At 73.1% G+C, this 21536-nt stretch carries 15 protein-coding genes; 11 read left to right on the forward strand and 4 right to left on the reverse strand.

Annotation, left to right across the window (positions count from 1 at the left end; genetic code table 11):
• Positions 1-74: 74 nt before the first annotated feature.
• From BMX74_RS11630 to BMX74_RS11640, 3 genes are read left to right on the forward strand one after another with little or no spacing between them, the layout of a single operon-like run.
• Positions 75-1619 carry a bifunctional 3-(3-hydroxy-phenyl)propionate/3-hydroxycinnamic acid hydroxylase gene (locus tag BMX74_RS11630; protein ID WP_091100101.1) on the forward strand — a complete coding sequence of 515 codons (1545 nt, stop codon included), beginning with the start codon at positions 75-77 and terminating at the stop codon, positions 1617-1619.
• A gap of 28 nt (positions 1620-1647) precedes the next feature.
• The gene (locus BMX74_RS11635) at positions 1648-2583 is read left to right on the forward strand and encodes a VOC family protein (RefSeq protein ID WP_055502910.1); all 936 of its coding nucleotides are present in this window, start codon (positions 1648-1650) and stop codon (positions 2581-2583) included.
• Positions 2580-3425 carry an alpha/beta fold hydrolase gene (locus tag BMX74_RS11640; protein WP_091100104.1) on the forward strand — a complete coding sequence of 282 codons (846 nt, stop codon included), beginning with the start codon at positions 2580-2582 and terminating at the stop codon, positions 3423-3425. The genes BMX74_RS11635 and BMX74_RS11640 overlap by 4 nt, the downstream gene beginning before the upstream one ends.
• Before the next feature lie 93 nt (positions 3426-3518).
• On the opposite strand, the gene BMX74_RS11645 is transcribed toward BMX74_RS11640, so the two are convergent.
• Both BMX74_RS11645 and BMX74_RS11650 read right to left on the reverse strand, forming a co-directional pair.
• The gene (locus BMX74_RS11645) at positions 3519-4076 is read right to left on the reverse strand and encodes a PaaX family transcriptional regulator C-terminal domain-containing protein (RefSeq protein ID WP_091100106.1); all 558 of its coding nucleotides are present in this window, start codon (positions 4074-4076) and stop codon (positions 3519-3521) included.
• A gap of 45 nt (positions 4077-4121) precedes the next feature.
• A complete protein-coding gene (locus BMX74_RS11650; protein ID WP_091100207.1) occupies positions 4122-4946 on the reverse strand; it encodes a TSUP family transporter in 825 nt (274 codons plus the stop codon).
• A gap of 86 nt (positions 4947-5032) precedes the next feature.
• Between BMX74_RS11650 and BMX74_RS11655 the strand changes: the two genes are divergently transcribed.
• The 5 genes from BMX74_RS11655 to BMX74_RS11675 all read left to right on the forward strand — a co-directional run bounded on the left by BMX74_RS11655 (position 5033) and on the right by BMX74_RS11675 (position 13848).
• Positions 5033-5794 (forward strand): AraC family transcriptional regulator, encoded by a 762-nt coding sequence (locus tag BMX74_RS11655; RefSeq protein ID WP_055502907.1) that lies wholly within the window; start codon positions 5033-5035, stop codon positions 5792-5794.
• A gap of 367 nt (positions 5795-6161) precedes the next feature.
• Positions 6162-7850 carry a cytochrome P450 gene (locus BMX74_RS11660; protein WP_091100108.1) on the forward strand — a complete coding sequence of 563 codons (1689 nt, stop codon included), beginning with the start codon at positions 6162-6164 and terminating at the stop codon, positions 7848-7850.
• A gap of 62 nt (positions 7851-7912) precedes the next feature.
• Positions 7913-10474 carry a class III lanthionine synthetase LanKC gene (gene lanKC, locus BMX74_RS11665; RefSeq protein ID WP_055502905.1) on the forward strand — a complete coding sequence of 854 codons (2562 nt, stop codon included), beginning with the start codon at positions 7913-7915 and terminating at the stop codon, positions 10472-10474.
• Between the two features lie 343 nt (positions 10475-10817).
• Complete coding sequence (locus BMX74_RS11670; RefSeq protein WP_218153937.1) at positions 10818-12680, forward strand: ABC transporter ATP-binding protein; 1863 nt, start codon at positions 10818-10820, stop codon at positions 12678-12680.
• A 103-nt stretch (positions 12681-12783) separates the two neighbouring features.
• The gene (locus tag BMX74_RS11675) at positions 12784-13848 is read left to right on the forward strand and encodes a radical SAM protein (RefSeq protein ID WP_091100110.1); all 1065 of its coding nucleotides are present in this window, start codon (positions 12784-12786) and stop codon (positions 13846-13848) included.
• Positions 13849-13952: 104 nt separating this feature from the next.
• On the opposite strand, the gene BMX74_RS11680 is transcribed toward BMX74_RS11675, so the two are convergent.
• Entirely contained in the window at positions 13953-15995 is a 2043-nt protein-coding gene (locus tag BMX74_RS11680; RefSeq protein WP_091100113.1) for a CehA/McbA family metallohydrolase, read from the reverse strand.
• A gap of 178 nt (positions 15996-16173) precedes the next feature.
• Between BMX74_RS11680 and BMX74_RS11685 the strand changes: the two genes are divergently transcribed.
• The 3 genes from BMX74_RS11685 to BMX74_RS11695 all read left to right on the forward strand — a co-directional run bounded on the left by BMX74_RS11685 (position 16174) and on the right by BMX74_RS11695 (position 20003).
• On the forward strand, positions 16174-16611 hold the full coding sequence (locus tag BMX74_RS11685; RefSeq protein WP_055502901.1) for a Fur family transcriptional regulator: 438 nt from the start codon (positions 16174-16176) through the stop codon (positions 16609-16611).
• A 32-nt stretch (positions 16612-16643) separates the two neighbouring features.
• A complete protein-coding gene (gene katG / locus BMX74_RS11690; RefSeq protein ID WP_091100115.1) occupies positions 16644-18890 on the forward strand; it encodes a catalase/peroxidase HPI in 2247 nt (748 codons plus the stop codon).
• A 564-nt stretch (positions 18891-19454) separates the two neighbouring features.
• Positions 19455-20003, forward strand: coding sequence for a DinB family protein (locus BMX74_RS11695; RefSeq protein WP_091100118.1), 549 nt, complete (start codon positions 19455-19457; stop codon positions 20001-20003).
• 181 nt (positions 20004-20184) lie between these two features.
• Here the strand turns inward: BMX74_RS11695 and BMX74_RS11700 are convergent.
• A partial coding sequence (locus BMX74_RS11700; protein WP_091100211.1) for a thiamine pyrophosphate-dependent enzyme occupies positions 20185-21536 on the reverse strand: 1352 nt, incomplete at its 5' end.

The following is a 21536-nucleotide window of genomic DNA, read 5'->3' on the forward strand; positions in this document are numbered from 1 at the left end:
TCCTCACTATTGGACCGAACGTTTGGTCCAAAAGTGCCGCATCGAGCACCTGCGGCCGAGAACGGAGTCAGCGCATGACCGAGAGCTACGACGCGGACGTCGCGATCGTCGGGTACGGCCCGACCGGCGTGATCGCCGCACTCACCCTCGCCAGGTACGGCGTCTCCGCCGTCGCCCTCGAGCGGGACAAGGACATCTATCCCCGGGCCCGGGCCGTGACCGTCAACGACTGGACGATGCGGATCTTCCAGGACCTCGGCGTGGACGAGCGGATCGAGAAGAAGATCGACCCCCAGCGGGCGCTCCGCTGGGTGACCTACGGCGGAACGGAGATCATGCGGGTCGAGCACCCGCCCTCCACGCTGGGCCGCAGGCCGCGCTTCTACAACATCTACCAGCCGACGATGGAGGCCGAGCTGCGCGCGGCGGCCCAGGAGCACGGCGACCGCGTCGCCGTCCGCTACGGCGCCGAGGTCACCGGCATCGACCAGGACGCCGACGGCGTCACCGTCACCTCGACGGACACCGCGACCGGCGAGACCCGCACCACCCGCGCACGCTACGCGATCGGCGCCGACGGCGGCAGCAGCACGATCCGGGGCGAGGTGGGCTGCCGCCTGCTGGGCGACACCAACGACGTCACCTGGGTGGTCATCGACTGCCGCGTCAAGCGGTGGTGGCCCGACCGGGACTTCCTGACCTTCTGGTCCGACAAGGAGCGGCCCGTCGTCGACATCGCGCTCTCCGCCGGCAACCACCGATGGGAGATCCCGCTCAAGCCCGACGAGTCCCCTGACAGCTACCCGACGAGCGCCGAGGTGTGGCCGCTGCTCAAGGCGATCGGCGTCACCGAGGAGGACGTCGAGATCCACCAGCACGCCTTCTACAAGCACCACACCCGGATGGCCGACACCTGGCGCGAGGGCCGGGTGTTCCTGGCCGGGGACGCGGCCCACCTGATGCCGCCGTGGGCCGGCGCCGGGATGCAGACCGGGATGCGCGACGCCCACAACCTGTGCTGGAAGCTCGCCCGCGTGATCAAGGGCGAGCTGCCCGAGAGCTGGCTGGACACCTACGAGGCGGAGCGGCGCCCGAACGCCGCCTTCTACACGGGGCTCGCGGTCGAGCTCGGGCGGGTCATCAAGCAGGAACTGTCCGAAGAGGAGCAGGCCGCGATGAACGTGGTCCCTCAGGACACGGTCACCCCGTTCGAGCCGCCGCTCATCGCCCCGCCGGTGCTCGAGGGCGGATGGATCAGGGGGCCGCTGGGCGACGCCAGCATCGTCGGCCGGATGGTCCCGCAGCCGACCGCCGGCGACGCCGTCGGCCGCATGGCGCGCCTCGACGACCTCCTCGGCGACGGCTTCGTCCTGCTCGGCGACGACGTCGACCCCGCGACCCTGCTGACGGCGGAGGAGAAGGCGGGCTGGGACGCGCTCGGGGCCCGCTACGTCCCGGTGCGGCCGAAGACGGCGTACACGCGGGGCCCTGACGAGCTGGTCGACCTCGACGAGGTCCTCCTGCCGTGGCTGCGCAGGTACGGCGCCCGCGCCGTGGCGCTCCGCCCCGACAGGTTCGTCGCCGCCGCCGACGTCAGCGGCCTCGCCGTGCCCGCCTGAGACCGGTTACCCGAGAAGGAGAAGAGAGATGTCCGGAGTCAAGGAACTCGGTTACGTCGTCTACGAGGTCGGCGACCTCGCCGACTGGGAGCACTTCGCCGTCGAGCTGCTGGGCATGCAGTTCGGCGAGAAGACCGACGGCGGGTTCACCCTGCGCACCGACGAGAAGGCCCACCGCTGGATCGTCACCGCGGGGCCCGCCGACGACCTGGTGGCCACCGGCTACGAGGTCTCGGACGCCGCCGCGCTCGACGCGCTGGTCGAGAAGCTCCGCGCGGCCGGGGTCGAGGTCACGGAGGGCGACGACGCCCTCGCCGCGGCCCGCAAGGTCGAGCGGATCTTCGTCACCGCCGACCCCATGGGCAACCGGGTCGAGCTGGTCACCGGCCTGGCCGACGCCGCCACGCCGTTCGAGTCCGCGAAGCTGCTCGGCCGGTTCGTGACGGGCGCCGGCGGCGCGGGCCACCAGGTCCTCCTCGCGCACGGCGTCCCGCGGGAGACCTACCTGCGCTTCTACATCGACCTGCTCGGCTTCAAGGTCAGCGACGTCATCGTCGAGGAACTGGCCCCGGGCGTGGTCGCCGACCTGATCTTCCTGCACTGCAACGGCCGTCACCACACCGTGGCCTTCGGCGACCTGCCGTCGCCGAAGAGGACCCATCACTTCATGGCCGAGGTGACCGACATCCGAGACGTCGGCCTGGCCTTCGACCGGTGCATGGACGCCGGGCGGCCGTTCGAGATGACGCTCGGGATGCACCCGAACGACCACATGTTCAGCTTCTACGTCTTCACCCCGTCGGGCTTCAGCGTCGAGTACGGCTGGGGCGGGCTGGTCATCGACGACGAGACGTGGGAGGTGAGGACGCTCGACAGGCTGCACAGCTGGGGCCACCGTCCGCCGGGCGTCGTCGCCGAGCTGCTGGCCGCCGCGCCCGCCACGAGCGGGGAGGGCGACCGATGACCCTCCACGCCAAGGACATCGCGCGCACCGTCCAGACCGAGGACTGGAAGCTCCGCTACTACGAGGCGGGCTCCGGTCACCCGGTCGTGCTGCTGCACGGCAGCGGACCGGGCGCGACGGGCTGGAGCAACTTCGCCGGCAACATCGAGGCGCTGGCCGAGCACTTCCACGTCCACGCCGTGGACATGCCCGGCTGGGGCGAGTCGGACCCCGCGACCGTCGACCGGCTCGACCACGTGGAGGCGGCGATCCAGTTCCTGGACGCCCTCGGCATCGACAGGGCGGCGTTCGTCGGCAACTCGATGGGCGGCCAGACCTCGCTGCGGCTCGCGACGGAGCACCCCGGCCGGATCTCCCACCTGGTCACCATGGGGCCGCCGGTCGGCCGGACGCCCACGCTCTTCGGCGCCGGTGACGGCCCCTCCGAGGGCCTGAAGGTGCTGATCGAGGCCTACCGCGACGCGAGCCCGGAGAACATGCGCCGGCTCGTCGAGATCATGGTCTACGACAAGGCCCGGTTCGCCACCCCCGAGCTGTGCCGGGCGCGTTCCGACGCCGCGCTGGCCCGTCCCGACCACCTGCGCAACTACGTGGACGGCCTGCCGAAGGGCGCCCCCCTGCCGAAGTGGGTCAAGCCGGAGCTGCTGCCCTCGATCCAGGTGCCGACCCTGCTCATCCACGGCCGCGACGACCGCGTCGTCTCGTTCGAGACCTCGCTGTACCTGCTGGCGAACATCCCTAACAGCCGGCTGGTGCTGCTCAACCGCTGCGGGCACTGGGCCATGATCGAGCACGCCGACGAGTTCAACCGGCTGGTCGCCGACTTCATCGCGAACAACTGACCCGGCGGGTTCAGGTCCGTCCGGGCCAGGGAGCACGGCGGCGAGGGCGATCCCCGACTCGCCGTGCTCAGCGTGGAGCGGTGCGACGGCGCGTCAGGCGCCCGCCGCCAGGCGGCTCAGGCCGCCGTAGAGACTGAACAGGCGGATGGCGCCGTCGTCCTCGCCGGTCCGCTCCTCCAGCAGCGACCAGCAACGCGCGGTCAGCGTGCGGGCCCGCGCGCCGGACCAGGGCCGGGGGAGCAGTTCGGGGGGAAGCAGCGGGTCGGCCTCCATCGCCCGGGTGAACTCCGCGGCCGGTTCCACCGCGATGGTCAGCCGCCGCGGCTCCGACGGCTCCGGATGATCCTGGAGGGCCCGGAGCCGAGGCTCCGCCACCGCGGCGAGCCTGTCGTACCGTCCGGCGATCTCGTCCAGCGGCCACAGGGCGCGGGCCAGCGCGACGGGATCGGCCTCCTCGCCCCGGCGGAGGTCCCGGGTGGTCAGGAAGGTGACGTGGCCCAGGACGTCCAGGCGGCGGGCGTGCTCCTCGACGTAGGGCTCCCACGGATCGGGGCTGAGATAGAGGCCCCCGTGGACGGCGACGCCGCCCAGGAAGGTGAGCGCGGCGTCCTGGCGGAACGCGTGGGTGACGAACCCGACGCCGAGCCCCATCGCCCCGGCTGGAACCGGATCGTCGCCACTGAGGCAGTGCCCCCGTCAGGTGCGGCCGAGGGAGAGGCCGATCATCGCGGTGGTGACGAGGACGAGGAGCGCCAGGTAGCTCCACGCGTGCAGCCTGTCGGGGATGCGGGGCGGGCGGCGGCGCATGACGACGATCATCGGCAGGGCGCCCGCCAGGAGCGCCGCCGCGGCCCCGAGATCGACCGGACCCCACAGGAGGACGCCCGCGGACGCGGTGGTCCTCGCGTTCTCGCCGAAGAAGAGGACGAGCGCCGGCGCCGCGATGGCGAGCGTCAGCGGGTTGGCGAGCGCGGTGGCGGTGCGCATGTCGTGGCCCAGCCTGCGAAGCAGGGGGACGGTCATGACACTGCCGCCGACCCCGAGGAACGACGCCGCCACGCCGATGGGCACGCCCAGCGGGGCCCGGATGCGACCGGCCGCCGCTCCTGGAGCGGAGGCGGCGGCCGTACGTCCAGCCGGGCGGTGGAGGAAGCCGGGCCGCAGGAGCACGTCGGCGATCGTGACGAGCAGGTAGGCGACGAAGGCCCACTGCGTCACGGACGCCGGGGTCCAGCGGGTCGCGAGCGCGCCGGCCGCACCGCCGACGGCGAGGAAGGCCGGCAGGGTCCCGCTCCGGCGCAGCAGGCGGAGGACGGCACGGTCGGTCGCGACCGTCGCCGTGAAGGCGTTGACGATCATGACCACGGCGGAGGTGGCGACCGCGACGTGGGCCGCGTCGGCGCCGAGCCGCGCGTCGGCCCACACGATGACGGGAACGGTGACGAACCCGCCGCCGAATCCGAACAGCACGGTGGTCAGGCCGGTGAGGAGGCCGATCCCGGCCAGCACGAGAACAGTCACGACCACGAGTCAACCGGCGCCGCCTCGCGGCGGACAATCGAAGGCCGGTCGTGATGTTTCGAGAGTCGGCCACTACGCTTCCGCCTGTGCGGAACGTTCAGCTCGACGACGTCGACCGGGTCGCGAGAGCCGTGCTGCCCATCGGCACCGACTACGCCTCAGGACAGGTGCTCGACTGGCACAGGCATCGGCGCGCGCAGTTCCTGTACGGCGCCACGGGCGTGATGATCGTCGAGACCGACGACGAGACGTGGATGGTGCCGACCGACCGCGCCGTCCTCATCCCGGCCGGCACCCGCCACCGCGTCACCATGCTCGACGTCAGCACCCGCAGCCTCTACATCGAGCCGGACGCCGTGCCCTGGTGGCCGCGCAGGTGCGCCGTCGTGGACGTCACCCCGCTGCTGCGCGAGCTGCTGCTCGTCGCCGTCGACTTCGCGGCCGAGTACGACCTCGCCGGCCGCGAGGGGGCGGTCGCGGCACTGCTGCTGCACGAGATCACCCGCCTGAGCCCGGTGCCGCTCCACGTCGGGCTGCCCTCGTCGCCGGACCTGGCCGGCCTCTGCCGCGCCTACCTCGCCGACCCCGACGTCCAGGTCACCAACGAGACCTGGGCGCGCCGCCTGGCCATGAGCGAGCGCGCCTTCACCCGTCGCTTCCGCCGCGAGGCCGGCATCAGCCCGGCCGCCTGGCGGACCCGCGCCCGGCTCGTCGCCTCGGTCCCGCTGCTGCGCACGTCCACCGTCACCCAGGTCGCGAGCCGCCTGGGCTACTCCTCCCCGGCGTCGTTCACCGCGGCCTTCTCACGCGCGTTCGGCTTCGCCCCGTCCACCCTGCCCCGGAGCTAGATCCGCCCCCGGCGTCAGTCCGGCGGCGCGCAGGAGCCCAGGGCGACGGGTGGGCGGATTGTCGTCACATCCTGCTTTCCCGGTCAGGTTTGGGGGCGGGATCGCCTTGGGCCGTGGCAAGGGTTCACAAGTGCGGGACGCGGCCGTCAGCGTCGAGCGCCGCGGTCGATCACCGTCGCGATCGTCGTCTCCGTGTCGCCCGGAGAAGCGCGTCAAGGGCCAGGTCGAGGCGCGGATCGGGGCGCCTGGGCGGTGATCCACAAGGTGCCCGCAATCGCCGGCAAGTCCTTCACAAGGTTGCTGGGAAACGGTGATCACCAAGGCCGAACGGTGCGTTCCGGCTGTCTGGACATGCGGAGGGGCCGGGATGGCAGAGGTTTCGACCCGGGACGCCGCCGACCGGGCCGTGGTCGTCCTCGGCGCGGAGGCGGCGTCTCCGGGGCTCGCGGACGAGTTCGCCGGCAGGGGCTGGCGGGTCTGGACCGTCAGGATCTCCGCCGACGCCGACGCCGACGCCGACGCCGACGCCGACGCCGACGCCGGCGCCGACGCCCACGACGGCGTCGACCAGATCATCGACTTCCTGGCGGCGCCGGAGAGCCCGCACCGCGCCGTGCTGCTCGGCGGCCGTGCGGCCGGCGCGGCCGCGGTGGAGGTCGCGGACCGCCACCCGGAGCGCGTGATCGCGGTGGTGGTCGCCGGTGACGCGCACGGCGAGGGCCCGGTTCCCGGAGCCGGCGTCCCGGATCCGCCCTGCCCCGTTCTGGTGCTCCACACCGCGGACCCCGGGGAGGTGGTGTCCGCGACCACCACCCTGCTGGCGGGATCCGGCCGGCGGGACGACGTCCCCGCGCCGTCCCCGGCACGGCTCCAGGCGCTCACCCCCACGCGGCTCAACGACCCCGAGGCGCTCCGGCGGCTGAGGGAGCTCGGACCGGTCCACCCGGTCAACGCGGCGGGCGTGACGGCGTCGTGGATCGTGACCGGGCACCAGGCGACCACGGCGCTGCTGGCCGACCCGCGGCTGATCGGGGAGGTGGAGATCACCGCGGGCTTCCGGCTCCAGTCGGACGACCCGGCTCTCGCCCACAGGGGCGAACTGGACCTGATCACGATCAGCGGGCAGGAGCACGCGCGGCTGCGCCGGCTGGCCGAGCGGCACCTCACGCCCGAGCGGGTGGAAGGGCTGCGCCCGCGCGTCCAGCGCGAGGTCGACGCGCTGCTGGACGCGGTCCCCTCACGCGAGGTCGTCGACCTCCTGCAGGCGTTCGCCTACCCCGTCCCGGTCATCGTGCTGTGCGAGCTGCTGGGCGTGCCGGCGAAGGACCGTGACTACCTGCACGAGTGGATCGTGGAACGGCTGGCGTCCCCGCCGCCCAAGGCGCACGGCGACATCGACGACTACCTGCGCGGCCTGATCGCGGCCAGGAGGGAACGTCCCTCGGCGGACCTGCTCGGCTGGGTCGTCGAAGCGGAGGGGGACCGGCTGCGTGAGGAGGACCTCGTCTCCCTCGCGAGGTTCCTGATGGTGAACGGGCACCGGGCGCCGACCACGATGCTGGCCAGCAGCGTGGCGGCCCTGCTGCGCCGGCGCGAGCGGTGGGAGCGCCTCGTCGCCGATCCCGCCCTGGTCCCCACGGCGGTCGAGGAACTTCTGCGCGTCATCACTCCCTTCCCGGTCACCATCGCCCGTCACGTGGCGGTCCCGATCGAGGCGGGGGGCAGGCGGCTCCCCGAGGGGGACCTCCTGGTCGCGTCGCTCGTCGCCGCCAACCGCGACCCGTCGTTCTTCACCGACCCGGACGTGCTGGACATCGGGCGCGAGGACAACCCTCACCTGGCCTTCGGCCACGGACACCACCACTGCCTGGGGGCGGAGCTGGCGAGGGCCCAGCTGCAGATCGCGCTCGGCACGCTCGTACGGCGCTTCCCCGGCATGGAGCTCGCCCGCGACTCCGGGAGCCTGCACTACCGGCAGAGCAGCGTGCGCTACCTCCTCGGGCTGCCGGTCGTCCTCGAACCGGACCGTCCCCGGCCGGTCTCAGCCGGCGCCTGACGCCGGAGACCGGCACCCACAGGATCCCTCTCAACGCTCTCGGCACTCAGGAGTCCGACCAGATGAAAGAGACGCTTCCCCAGCTGGTGGCGTACTGCCAGGCCGATCCGCTGTTCTTCGAGCCGGTCTGGCGCATACCGGACGACGACAACCGGTTCCCCACCGCTCGCCGTCCTCTCCCGAGCGGGTGGCGCGTCGGCGAGAGCGAGCTGTGGGTCGTGATGCTCCCGCCCGACGTCGCGCTCCCCGAACAGGGATGGAAGATCCACGTCTCGGCGACGGACGCCGACGCGGGCGCCGTCTGCGATCTCGTCGTGGACTTCTGCGTCGAGCGGAACATCGCCGTGAAGTTCCTCAGGAGCAGGATGGCGGTGCGGCTGCTCAACAACAAGTACGCCGACCGGGGGAGCAGCGGCAAGCTGCTCACGCTGTACCCGGTGGACGAGGGGCAGCTGAGCGAGGTGCTGCCGCTGCTGGCCGACCTCCTGCGCGGCTTCACCGGCCCCTACGTCCTCAGCGACCTCCGGTACGAGGACTCGCCGGTCTACGTCCGGTACGGCGCGTTCCAGCCGATCACCTACACCAGGTCGGACGGCGGACTGGGCTACGCGCTCCGGGCGCCCGACGGGCGGCTGGTGCCGGACCAGCGGACCCCCGCCTTCACCGTGCCGGAATGGGTCACCGTCCCGGAGGTGCTGCGGGCCTCGGTCGACAAGCGCGGGTCGGGCGAGGAGGGGGAGTTCCCGTACCAGATCGAGAAGGCGCTGCACTTCTCCAACGGCGGCGGGGTCTACCTCGCCAGGGACGCGGCGTCCGGCGGCTACGTGGTGCTGCTGGAGGCCAGGCCGCACGCGGGGCTCGACACGGGCGGCACCGACGCGGTCGCCCGGCTGGCGCACGAACGCGACATGCTGGAGCGGCTGAGCGGCCTCGACTGCGTACCCCGCCTGCTGGACCACCGGGTGATCTGGGAGCACCACTTCCTGGTGGAGGAGTACGTCGAGGGCAGGACCCTGCTGGACGAGGTGTTCGAGCGCTACCCGCTGACCAGCCCCGATCCGGGCCCCGAGGTGCTGGCCGCGTACACCGACTGGGCGACCGGCGTCCTGGCCGAGGTCGACCACGCGCTCATGTCCGTCCACGCGAGAGGGGTGCGCCTGGCGGACCTGCACCCTGAGAACATCATCGTCCGCCCGGACGGGCGCGTCGTGCTGATCGACTTCGAGATCTCGTCGGACCTGGCGGACACGCGGCCTCCGGGTCTGGCCGCGGCGGGGTTCGCCGCGCCGCGCGACGTGTCCGGCCGTGACGCCGACCACTACGTGCTCAACTGCCTGCGGCAGTGGATGTTCCTCCCGATCAGCCCGCTGCAGGAGCGGGACCCGGTGAAGCTCGCCAGCCTCACCGACGTCATCACCGAGCACTTCCCGCTGCCGCCGGGGTTCGGGAAGCGCGTCGTCCGGCAGTTCGAGAAGGTGCGGGGGCCGCTGGGCGAGGACGGGCCCGCGCGGATGTTCACGGCCGAGGAGTTCGACTGGCCGGCCGTGCGCGACTCCATCGTGGCGGGGATCAACGCGAGCGCGACACCCGACCGCAAGGACCGGCTCTTCCCCGGCGACCCGCAGCAGTTCGCGACCGGAGGGTTCACGGTGGCCAACGGCGCCGCGGGAGTGCTCTGGGCGCTGCGGCAGGCAGGCGCCGACGTGCCGTCCGCGTACGTGGACTGGCTCGTCGAGGCCGCCCGCCGGGCCGTCGACCCGCGTCCGGGCCTGCTGAACGGGCTGCACGGCGTGGCGGCGACCCTGGAGTCGCTCGGGCGCAGGGACGACGCCCTCGACCTGCTCGACCGCGCCCGGAAGCTGCACGACGGCCTCGACGTGCCCGGCGTGCACGGCGGCCTGGCCGGGGTGGGCCTCAACCTCCTGCACTTCTCCGGCCTCACCGGGGACGAGGACCTGCGCACCGAAGCACTGAACGTCGGTGAGAGGCTGGCCGCGGAGCTCGGCGACGGCGGGTCGGCGATGTTCCCGGCGGAGGGAAGGGTCGGCCTCCAGCACGGACTGACCGGGGTCGCCGCCTACTTCCTCGCGCTGCATCGCGTCACCGGGGACGAGCGTCACCTCGACCTGGCCCGGCTGGCGCTGCAGCGGGAGATCGCCCGAGGCCAGGTGCTGCCGGACGGCGGCTTCTGCCTGCTGGAGAGCAACCGCTACCTCGCCTACCTCGGCGGCGGCAGCGGCGGCCTGGCCCTGGTGCTCTCCCAGTACCTGGGCCTGCGGGACGAGCCGGGCTTCGCGGACGTCGTCGAGGGCGTCCGGCGCGCCTGCCGGGCGGTGTTCACCCGGCACCCGGCCCTGCTCATGGGCCGGGCGGGCACCATCGCGACGCTGCACCTCCTGGGCCTCGAGGAGGACCGGCCCGTGATCCTCGACCACGTGCGCCGGCTCTCCTGGCACGCCCTCTCCTACCAGGGCCACCTCGCCTTCCCCGGCAACCAGCTCATGCGGTTGTCCATGGACGTGGAGACGGGTTCGGCCGGAGTCCTCGCCGCCCTTGGCGTCGTCTTCGGCCAGAACGCGTCGATCCTCCCGGTTCTCGACCTGCGTACCCCGCAGGCGAGCTGAAAGACCTCGACCCGCCGACCCGCGGGCGAGCGAGAGACCTCGGCCGCGGATCCCCGCGGGCGAGCCAACAGAAAGGAAACCCGGAAATGGCGCAGATCCTTCAGCTGCAGACGCTGAGCACCGCTGAGAGCAAGGCGCACCCCTGCTCCAGCCTGGTGACGTCCTACAACGGCACCGCCTGCTACATCTGCGTCTGACGACGCACCGCCGGGGACCCGCGAAGGTCCCCGGCACCCGGCCCCGGCCTGACGCGCCGCGGCGCGTCAGGCCGGGGCCGGTCGCGGGGGAGGACCGCACCCCGCCCTCTCCCGACCCCGGCCCCGACATGCTTGCGAGGAATCCCGTGGACACGCAGCGCGACCAGTCCGACGCCCCGGCGGCGGGGGTGGCGGCCGAGACCCGCGTCCCCGGCCCGGACCGGCCCGCTCCGGCCCAGGCGGACACGCAGGAGGCGGGCATGGACGGGCCGCCCGGCCCGGCGCCCACGTGGCGCGTGCTGCTGCGGCACATGCGCCCGTCCTGGCGCTGGCTCGTCCTCGGCGGGCTGCTGAACCTCACGGCCGGAGCGGTCGGGCTGGCGCTCCCGCTCGCGGCCAAGCGGCTGCTCGACGACCTCGGCGCCGACCGGCCCCTGGCCGGTGCGCTGGCGCTGATGGGCGTCCTCGTCGTGGTCACCGCCGGGGTCGGTCCGCTGGGCGAGTACGTGCTGCGCCGCACCGGCGAGACGATCGTGCTCACCGCCCGCCGTCGCCTGGTCTCCCACCTGCTGCGGCTGCGGATGTCCGCCGTCGACCACGCGGAACCCGGCGACCTGATGTCCAGGGTCACCTCCGACACCGCGCTGCTCCGCCAGGTCACGACCGACTCGCTGGTCGGCGTCGTCACCGGGAGCGTCACGGTCCTGGCGACCGTGACGATGATGGGCGTGCTCGACCCGGTGCTGCTCGCCGTCACGCTCGGGGTGCTGGCCCTGGCCGGGACGGTCGTCCGGGTGGCCATGCCGCGTCTGAGCCGGGCCAGCAAGGAGGTCCAGAAGGCGGTGGGGCGCATGAGCGCGGTCCTGGAGCGGACCCTCGGGGCGCTGCGCACCGTGAAGGCGTCCGGCGCGGAGCATCGCGAGGAGGCGGCACTCCACGGGGCCGCCGAGGGGGCGTGGCGGGCCGGCGTGCGCGCCGCCAAGTGGCTGGCGGTCGCCGGGCACACCGCGGAACTCGCCCTCCAGGTGGCCTTCTTCACCGTTCTCGCGGTGGGCGGCGCCAGGGTGACCTCGGGGACGATCGGCGTGGGCACGCTGGTCGCGTTCCTGATGTACGTGTACTACCTGGTGCCGCCTCTCCAGCAGCTCGTCGGTGCGGCCGGCCAGTACCAGATCGGGGCGGCGGCGGTCGCCCGGATGCGGGAGGCCGAGCGGCTCCCGGCCGAGCCGGCGGCGCCGCCGGCCGCGCTGCCCCAGCCGGGCGCGGCGCCGGCGCGGCTGGAGTTCCGCGACGTGCGCTTCCGCTACACGCCCGGCCTGCCGTTCGTGCACCGCGGGGTGACCTTCACCGTTCCGCCGCGAGGCATGACCGCCTTCGTCGGACCGTCCGGCGCGGGCAAGACCACCGTCTTCTCGCTCATCGAGAGGTTCTACGACCCGACCTCGGGCAGCATCCTCCTCGACGGCCGCGACCTCGCCCGCTGGGACATCCCGAGCCTGCGCTCCGCCATCGGGTACGTCGAGCAGGACGCGCCCGTCCTGTCGGGCTCCCTCCGCGACAACCTCGTGCTCGGCGCCCCGGACACCACCGAGCGCGACCTGACGCGGGTCCTGCGGGTCGCCCGTCTCGACGGCCTGGTGGCCCGGCTGCCCGAGGGCCTGGACACCCTGGTCGGCCACCGCGGCAGCAAGCTCTCCGGCGGCGAGCGCCAGCGCGTGGCCATCGCCCGCGCGCTGCTGCGCCGCCCCAGGCTGCTGCTCCTGGACGAGGCCACCTCGCAGCTCGACGCCGTCAACGAGGCGGCCCTGCGCGACACCGTCGTCGAGGTCGCGCGGACGACGACCGTGCTGGTCGTGGCGCACCGGCTGTCGACGGTCACGCTGGCCGACCGGATCGTCGTCCTGGACGCGGGCACCGTTCAGGCCGTCGGCACCCATGCGGAGCTGGTCGCCTCCGACCCGCTCTACGCCGAGCTCGCCGCCACCCAGTTCCTCACCGCCGCCCCCTGACGCCCCGGGATCCGGGTGGCCAGGGACACGTCCGGGGAGACCGTCGCCGGTTCTCCCGTCCTCAGGGCCGGTCCGGCCCCCTTCCGCAGCCAGGAGCGCAGCCATGGAAATACCCGACCGTCCGCTCGAGATCATCTGGGATGTCACCTACGCCTGCCCGCTCCGGTGCTCCCACTGCTATTCGGAGTCGGGGCGCCGCCCGACCCGCCAGCTGGACCGCGAGCAGCTGCTCCGCGTGACCGACGCCATCCTCGCCATGGAGCCGTACGGCGTCTCCATCGCAGGGGGCGAGCCCCTCGTGGTGCCCGGCATCGTCGAGGTCGCCGAGCGGATGACCGCCGCCGGGACCCGGGTCTCGCTCTTCACCAGCGGCTGGCCGCTGCGCGCCGAGATGATCGACGACGTCGCGCGGGCCTTCTCCAGCGTGAGCGTGAGCCTCGACGGCGCCACGGCGGAGGTGCACGACCGGATCCGCGGGCGGCGCGGGTCGTTCGAGCGGGCGCTGCGGGCGTTGGAACTGCTGGACGAGGCCGCGCGGGAGCGGCGCCTCGGCGGGAGGGAACGCCTCTCCTTCGGGATCGACTGCGTGGTGGTCCGCAGCAACGTCCACCAGGTCGAGGACGTCTGCGCCGCCGTCGCGCCCAGGTTCCCCGACCTGGGGTCGATCTCGTTCGGGGCGGTGGTGCCGGAGGGGCTCGCCAGCCGTGCCGGGTTCGTGGAGCACGAACTGCTGTCGGACGATCAGGCCGCGCTGCTGGGGAGCGCCGGGTACGTGGCTCGCCTGCGCGCCCTGGCCCCGCCGTCCGTGCAGGTGAGCGCGACGGACAACCTGGCGCTGCAGATGCACCCCGATCGCATCCGGAAGGGCAGCCTCTTCCCCGTGCTGCAGATCGAGCCGGACGGAGCCGTACGGGCGATGGCGGCGTACGAGGGGACGGTCGGCAACGTGCTGACGGACTCCCCGGCGGAGCTCTGGCGGCGCGCCGTCGAACGCTGGCACGACCCGTTCGTGGTCGGCACGCTGGCGCCCGTGCGGACGATGCGGGAGTGGGCGGAGGCCACCCGGAAGATCGACTACCACTTCGGCTCGGACGCCGACCGCGCGCGCATCGACCGCCGGCCGGAGTTCGGCCCCGCCGGCCCGGACTCCGGCTCCGCCCGGCGGTGACGCCGCCGGCTCCGTCGGCGGGCTCTCTCCGGTAGCGCCGCGGGCGGGTCAGGACCAGCGGCGGGGCCCCGCCGGGCGGCGGATCGCCCGGCGGGACCGGCCGGTCAGCGGCCGAGGGCGGCGAGCCGGGCGCGGTAGACCTGCCTGGCCCGGTCGTACAGGGCCAGATGGTCGGCGTACTGCTCCTTGGTCTCGAAACGGCCCGACTCCGCGAGGATCGTCTCCAGCCGGTCCAGCCAGGCCAGGCACCAGCGGACGTCCGCCTCCCTGACCACGTGCTCGCCGGCCATGTCCAGGTAGACGGGGCTGGTCTGCGCGTACGCGCCCATCCGGTGCTGGCTGCGCGGGTGCGGCCCGCCGGTGGCGACGGCCACCACGTACGTGGGCCGGTCGAGGGTGAGCCGCGCGGTCAGGCGGTGCGGCGGCCCCTGCGCGAGGACGCCGTCCGCGGTGCGGATCTCCAGCGTCTCGACCTCCGGGCCGGCCGAGGCCACCGTGATCTCCACCTCCTCGCCGGGAGCGAGGTCGAGGGAGTCGCCGGGGCCGTGCCCGTTCACGGTGAGCTCCAGCCAGGGCCCGGTGGTGGCGAACGTGCGGCCGAGCCGTACCGCCTCCGCGTACGCCGCGGTGGTGAGCGGGCCGTCCACGCGGGCGTACACCCTGGCCCAGCCGGGCGGGGCGGCGGCGCTCAACCGGCGGCAGAAGGACAGCACCACGTCCGTGCCCGCGGTGACCGACAGCCGGTTGCCCGCGCCGATCAGGCGGTGGTAGACGGCCGCCGTGGCGGCGATCGAGGAGTGGTTGAGCACGTCGAGCGTGTCGATCAGCCCGAGCGCGGCGTCGGCGACGATCTCCCGCGCCGAGCAGTTGCGCCCGCGGTCGAGCGCGACGTCCGGCGGGTCGTCCTCGCCGAACGCGGTGTGGAACGGGTGCCCGTAGCCGGTCGTCCCGCCGAGGGCGCGCAGTTCCTCGCAGGCGACCGCGTTCGGCGGCCAGTCGGGGGAGCCGGCGAAGCCGCTGTGGAAGCGGCCCGGCAGCCCGTTCAGGCCGAACGCGGTGAGGTGCCCGACCACGTCGTTGCGGTACTCGACTCCGATCCTGGCCAGGTGCCGCTCGTCGGACCAGGGCAGGTCGCGGCCGACCCAGTGCTCCAGCGCCTCCCTGTCGTAGACGCGCTCGCCGGACACGTTGCCCGCGACCAGGTTGAGAACGTGCAGGTCCTCGCCGTGCTGGGTGATCGCGGCGAGCGCCGGCGCGGCCGGCTCCTCGCCCATCCAGTTGAGGTGGACGTGCAGGTCGCCGCCGTACCAGCCGCGCGCCGCCCCGTCGTACAGCCGCTCGGGGGTGAGCTCGACCACCGTCTCCTCGCCCGGCGCGGGGACGAGCGTGCGGGTCGCCTCCGCGTACTCCATGCCGCGGGTGACCGTCACCGTGATCTCCTCGGCGGGCACCGCGAGGACGACGTCGTCGCCGTGGAAGTACGGCCTGCGCAGCGCGTCGACCTTGGGCGGCGCGCCGTCGGGGTACCAGCCCTGCCCGTTCGCGCCCGTCACGCTCCACCGGCACGGGAACCCGGCCTTCAGCCGGATCGCGGCGCCGGTGGCGCGCCTGGCGAGCGGCGACAGATCGACCGGCCGCCCGTCCGCCACGACCTCGCGCGTCACCTCCACCACCTGCGCGCCGCCCGGCGGCACCTCGTGCGCCGCGCCGTCGACGAGCACCGTGACCGGTTCGTCCCTGCTGGAGTCGAGCAGCAGCGCGGTGCGGAACGGCTCGTCGCCGAGGACGACCCGGGTGTGCGCCTCCAGCGCGGCGCCCCCGGGGGTCAGCCGCAGCACGGGCAGGTTGTCGGGAACGTCGCCGCCGAGCGCGTCACGCACCCCGCGGTGGGCGTCCACCTCGCCCAGGCGGTCCTCCAGCTCGCCGTGGGAGGCGCCCGGGTGGCGCTCGGCGAGCTGCCTCAGACCGGCCTGGTAGAAGCTGTGACGCCGGTCGAGGAACACCGTGGCCCACGACTGGACGACGTACCCGATCGGCGGCTCGCCCCAGCAGGGGCCGTGGCGGTCGCGCAGGGCGCGGTACTCGTCGAGGGCGCGGGCCACCGGCTCGGGAAGGAGGCTGTCATGAGATGACTCATCGTGACACATCGAACACTCCTTGGAGAGGGTGCCCTCATGGTGGCACGCTCGTCCTGTCCTGTCAGGGTCTTTCGGCCTTATCCGAAAGCTCCTGGTCGGCATGGAAGGCTCCACGGCTGTCGAGATTGTAAACTTGTACTATTCGTTGTCTTGAATTGTTCGTGTTTGTGAAGGTAGGTTTGGCGCCATGACCCCACCCGGGACCCCGACCATCGCCGAGGAGCTGCGCGGTGCCGGCCTGAGGGTGACGGCGGCGCGGGTCGCGCTGCTGGAGACCATCAGGGAAGGTGACCACCTCGACGCCGAGGCGATCGCGTCAGGGGTGCGGGACCGCGTGGGTCACATCTCGCTCCAAGCCGTGTACGAGGCCCTCCACGCGCTCACCGCCGCGGGCCTCGTGCGGCGCATCGAACCGTCCGGCAGCCCGGCCAGGTTCGAGGGGCGCGTCGGCGACAACCACCACCACCTCGTGTGCCGGTCGTGCGGCGTCGTGGCCGACGTCGACTGTGCCGTCGGCGAGGCGCCCTGCCTGAGCGCGTCCGACGACCACGGCTTCGCCATCGACGAGGCCGAGGTCATCTACTGGGGCGTCTGCCCCGCCTGTTCCACAGACCGCAGTTCCTGAGCAACGTGATCGGCCAGTCCGGAAGGATTCCCATGTCGGAGAACCACGACGCCATCGTCACAGACGCGAAGACGGAGACAGCCGCGAGCACGGAGAGCGGCGGCTGCCCGGTCGCGCACGGGCGCGCCGCCCACCCCACCCAGGGCGGCGGCAACCGCCAGTGGTGGCCCGAGCGGCTCAACCTGAAGATCCTCGCCAAGAACCCCGCCGTGGCCAACCCCCTCGGCGAGGACTTCGACTACGCCGAGGCGTTCAGGACCCTCGACCTGCCGGCCGTGAAGCGGGACATCGCCGAGGTGCTGACCACCTCCCAGGACTGGTGGCCGGCCGACTTCGGCCACTACGGCCCGTTCATCATCCGGATGGCCTGGCACAGCGCGGGCACGTACCGGATCAGCGACGGCCGCGGCGGCGCCGGGGCCGGGCAGCAGCGCTTCGCCCCGCTCAACAGCTGGCCCGACAACGCCAACCTCGACAAGGCCCGCCGCCTGCTGTGGCCCGTCAAGAAGAAGTACGGCAAGAAGCTGTCCTGGGCCGACCTGCTGGTCCTCGCCGGCAACGTCGCCCTGGAGTCCATGGGCTTCAGGACGTTCGGCTTCGGCGGCGGCCGCGCCGACGTCTGGGAGCCCGACGAGGACGTCTACTGGGGCCCCGAGACGACCTGGCTCGGCGACCAGCGCTACACCGGCGACAGGGACCTGGAGAACCCGCTCGCCGCCGTGCAGATGGGCCTCATCTACGTCAACCCCGAGGGCCCGAACGGCACCCCCGACCCGCTCGCCGCCGCCCGCGACATCCGTGAGACGTTCCGCCGGATGGCGATGAACGACGAGGAGACCGTCGCCCTCATCGCGGGCGGTCACACCTTCGGCAAGACCCACGGCGCCGGCCCCGCCGACCACGTCGGCCCCGACCCCGAGGCGTCCCCGATCGAGCAGCAGGGCCTCGGCTGGAAGAGCACGTACGGCACCGGCAAGGGCGGCGACACGATCACCAGCGGCCTTGAGGGCATCTGGACCCCCACCCCCGTGACCTGGGACAACTCCTTCTTCGAGACCCTCTTCGGGTACGAGTGGGAGCTGTTCAAGAGCCCCGCGGGCGCCTGGCAGTGGAAGCCCAAGGACGACGCGGGGGCCGGCACCGTGCCCGACGCCCACGACCCGTCCAAGCGGCACGCCCCGACGATGCTGACCACCGACCTGTCGCTGCGCGTCGACCCGGTCTACGAGCAGATCTCGCGGCGGTTCCTCGAGAACCCCGACGAGTTCGCCGACGCCTTCGCCCGCGCGTGGTTCAAGCTGACCCACCGCGACATGGGCCCGGTCGTCCGCTACCTCGGCCCCGAGGTGCCGTCCGAGGTCCTGCTGTGGCAGGACCCCCTCCCCGAGCGGACGTACGAGCTGATCGACGCCGAGGACGTCGCCGCGCTCAAGAGCCAGGTCCTCGCCTCCGGCCTGACGGTGCCGCAGCTGGTCTCCACAGCGTGGGCGTCGGCCGCGTCCTTCCGCGGCAGCGACAAGCGCGGCGGCGCCAACGGCGCGCGCATCCGCCTCGAACCGCAGAGCGGCTGGGAGGTCAACGACCCCGACCAGCTCGCGATCGTGCTGGGCGCCCTGGAGGGCATCCAGAAGTCCTTCAACGGGGCACAGACCGGCGGCAAGCAGGTCTCGCTCGCCGACGTGATCGTGCTCGCCGGCTGCGCCGCCGTCGAGCAGGCCGCCCGGCAGGCGGGCTTCGAGGTCGAGGTCCCCTTCACCCCGGGCCGCGTGGACGCGTCGCAGGAGCAGACGGACGTCGAGTCGTTCGCCGTGCTGGAGCCGGCGGCCGACGGGTTCCGCAACTACCTGGGCAAGGGCAGCCGGCTCCCGGCCGAGTACCTGCTGATCGACAAGGCCAACCTGCTCACCCTGAGCGCGCCCGAGCTGACGGTCCTCGTCGGCGGCCTGCGCGTCCTCGGCGCCAACCACAGGCAGTCGCAGCTCGGCGTCCTCACCACGACCCCCGGCGCGCTGACGAACGACTTCTTCGTCAACCTGCTCGACCTGGGCACGACGTGGCAGCCGGTGTCCGGCGACGAGGACACCTTCGAGGGCCGCGACGCCGCCACGGGCGAGCTCAGGTGGACCGGCAGCCGGGTGGACCTCGTCTTCGGGGCGAACTCCGAGCTGCGCGCGGTCGCCGAGGTGTACGCGAGCGACGACGCGAAGGAGAAGTTCGTGAAGGACTTCGTCGCGGCGTGGGACAAGGTGATGAACCTCGACCGGTTCGACCTCGCCTGACCCCGCTCCCCGGCCGGCCCACCCACGGCCGGCCGGGCCCCCGCGAACCCGGCTGGAGTTTTTTGAAACCGGCCATGGACCCGCCCGTCACCAGCACGGTCTCCGCGCTCGTCACCCGGGCCAGCGGCCCCACCAGCGCCTGCGCGCCAGCGAGAGCGGCGCGACGGCGTAGAGCGACATCGCGACCATCGCCAGCACCCCGACGGCCCTCGGACGCCACGCCATCGTCACCAGCCCCCCGACGAGGCCACCGACCCCGTAACAGGCGAGTGCCGCCACTCCACGGGGGAGCCGCCTCGCCGAGCATCTGCTCGCCCACGACGGACGCCGCCTGGCTGAGCAGCATCAGCCGGAACCTGCTGTTGCCGAGCGCCTTGAGGTCGAGGAGTCTCACGGGGCCTCCGGGGGACGGGGTGACGGCGGTCGGTGCTCCCGGGAGCCGGTGCGGTGTTCCGAGGCGACGCGCGCACCCCGGAGCGGATCGCGGCGGACGGCGTTTCGACGGCAGGCCAGGGGGTTCAGGAAGCAGCGGATCGTCCGGAACGGACCGTAGCCTTTCTCGTCATGGACGGAAACAACGAGCCGGTGCTGCGCGAGCCGCCGGTCGCGGGCGATGAGGCGGACACCCTGCTCGGGTCGCTGGAGCGCCAGCGCAGGACCCTCGCGTGGAAGTGCGGCGGCGTGGACGCGGACGGGCTGAGGGCGACGGTCGGCGCGTCGGCGGTCACGCTGGGCGGGCTGCTCAGGCACCTGGCCCTGGTCGAGGACGAGATGTTCTCGCAGCGCCTGCTCGGGAACGACCCGGCGCCGCCGCTCACGGCGCCCGCCGGCGCCGGTCCCGGCTGGGAGTGGCGCCTCACGGCCGACGACACGCCCGAACGGCTCATGGCGCTCTGGGAGGAGGCCGTGGCCCGCTCCCGAGCCAACGTGCGGCAGGCGCTGGAGGCGGGCGGCCTCGGTGGCGCGTCCGCGTACACCTCCTCGCGTGGCGAGACGCCCAGCCTCCGCCGCCTGCTGATCGACATGGTCGAGGAGTACGCCCGTCACGTCGGCCACGCGGACCTCATCCGCGAGTCGGTCGACGGGCTGGTCGGCGAGGACCCGCCATGGTGACGCCCGGAGTCTCCGAGGACCGGCTCGTGATCGTCCCGGCCGACCAGGCGTCCTGTGACGACCTGCGGGCGATCTCCGGGGAGGCCCGCTCCACCAGCGGCCTCGTCGGGGCGTCCTGGCCTTCACCTGGGGCGAGCTACACGTCGGCAGCCGCGGGGCGTTCGCCGGGGCGGCTCCGGTGTCACTCGGTGGTGTCCCAGGTGGGGGCCATGTCGCGGGCGTACCTGATGTCGTCGTTGCTGGTGCCCGCGGGCACCATGGGCCACACCATGGCGTTCTCGTGGACGACGAAGTCGACCACCACGGGCACGTCGTCGATCTCCATGGCCCTCCTGATGGTCGCGTCGACGTCCTCGGGACGCTCGCACCGCAGCCCGACGCAGCCGTAGGCGTCCGCGAGCTTCACGAAGTCGGGGATGCGGCGCGCCGCCTGCAGGCTCGTGGCGGAGTAGCGCTCGCCGTACAGCAGCGTCTGCCACTGCCTGACCATGCCGAGGTTGCCGTTGTTGATGACGGCGACCTTGATCGGCACGCCCTCCAGGGCGCAGGTGGCGAGCTCCTGGTTGGTCATCTGGAAGCAGCCGTCGCCGTCGACGGCCCACACGACCGCGTCGGGGCGGCCCATCTTGGCGCCCATCGCGGCCGGCACGGCGAAGCCCATCGTGCCCGCCCCGCCGGAGGTGATGAACGTGCCCGGCCTGTCGTGGGCGATGAACTGGGCGGCCCACATCTGGTGCTGCCCCACGCCCGCCGTGTAGACGGCCTCGGGTCCGGCGATGGCGCTGAGCCGCTCCATGACGTACTGCGGGGCGAGCGAGCCGTCCTCGAACCCCTCGTACCCGAGCGGGTACGTCTCCCTGTAGCCCCGCAGCACCCGCCACCACTCCGCGCGGTCCGCCTGCGGGCCCCACCCGGACAGCACGGCGACGAGCTCGGCGAGCACCTCCTTGCAGTCGCCCACGATCGGCACGTCGGCGTGGCGGTTCTTGGAGATCTCCGCCGGGTCGACGTCGGCGTGGACGACCTTCGCGTGCGGCGCGAAGGACGACAGCTCGCCGGTCACGCGCTCGTCGAACCTGGCTCCGAGGGCGATGATCAGGTCGGACTTCTGCAGCGCGCCGACCGCGGACACGCTGCCGTGCATGCCCGGCATGCCCATGTGCTGCGGGTGGCTGTCGGGGAACGTGCCACGCGCCATCAGCGTCGTCACGACCGGGATGCCGGTCAGCTCGGCCAGGCGCAGCAGCTCCGCCGACGCGCGCGCCTTGTGGACGCCGCCGCCGACGTACAGCACCGGCCGCCTCGCCTCGGCGATCAGCTTGGCCGCCTCGCGGATCTGCTTCGAATGCGGCTTGGTCACCGGCCGGTAGCCGGGCAGCTGCATCGTCGGCGGCCAGCTGAAGTCCGTCTCGGCCTGCAGGGCGTCCTTGGAGATGTCCACCAGCACCGGCCCGGGACGGCCCGTCGAGGCGATGTGGAACGCCTCGGCGATGGTCCGGGCGATGTCGGCGGGGTCGGTCACCAGGAAGTTGT

Source organism: Nonomuraea pusilla (genome assembly GCF_900109355.1).
Taxonomy (GTDB): domain Bacteria; phylum Actinomycetota; class Actinomycetes; order Streptosporangiales; family Streptosporangiaceae; genus Nonomuraea; species Nonomuraea pusilla.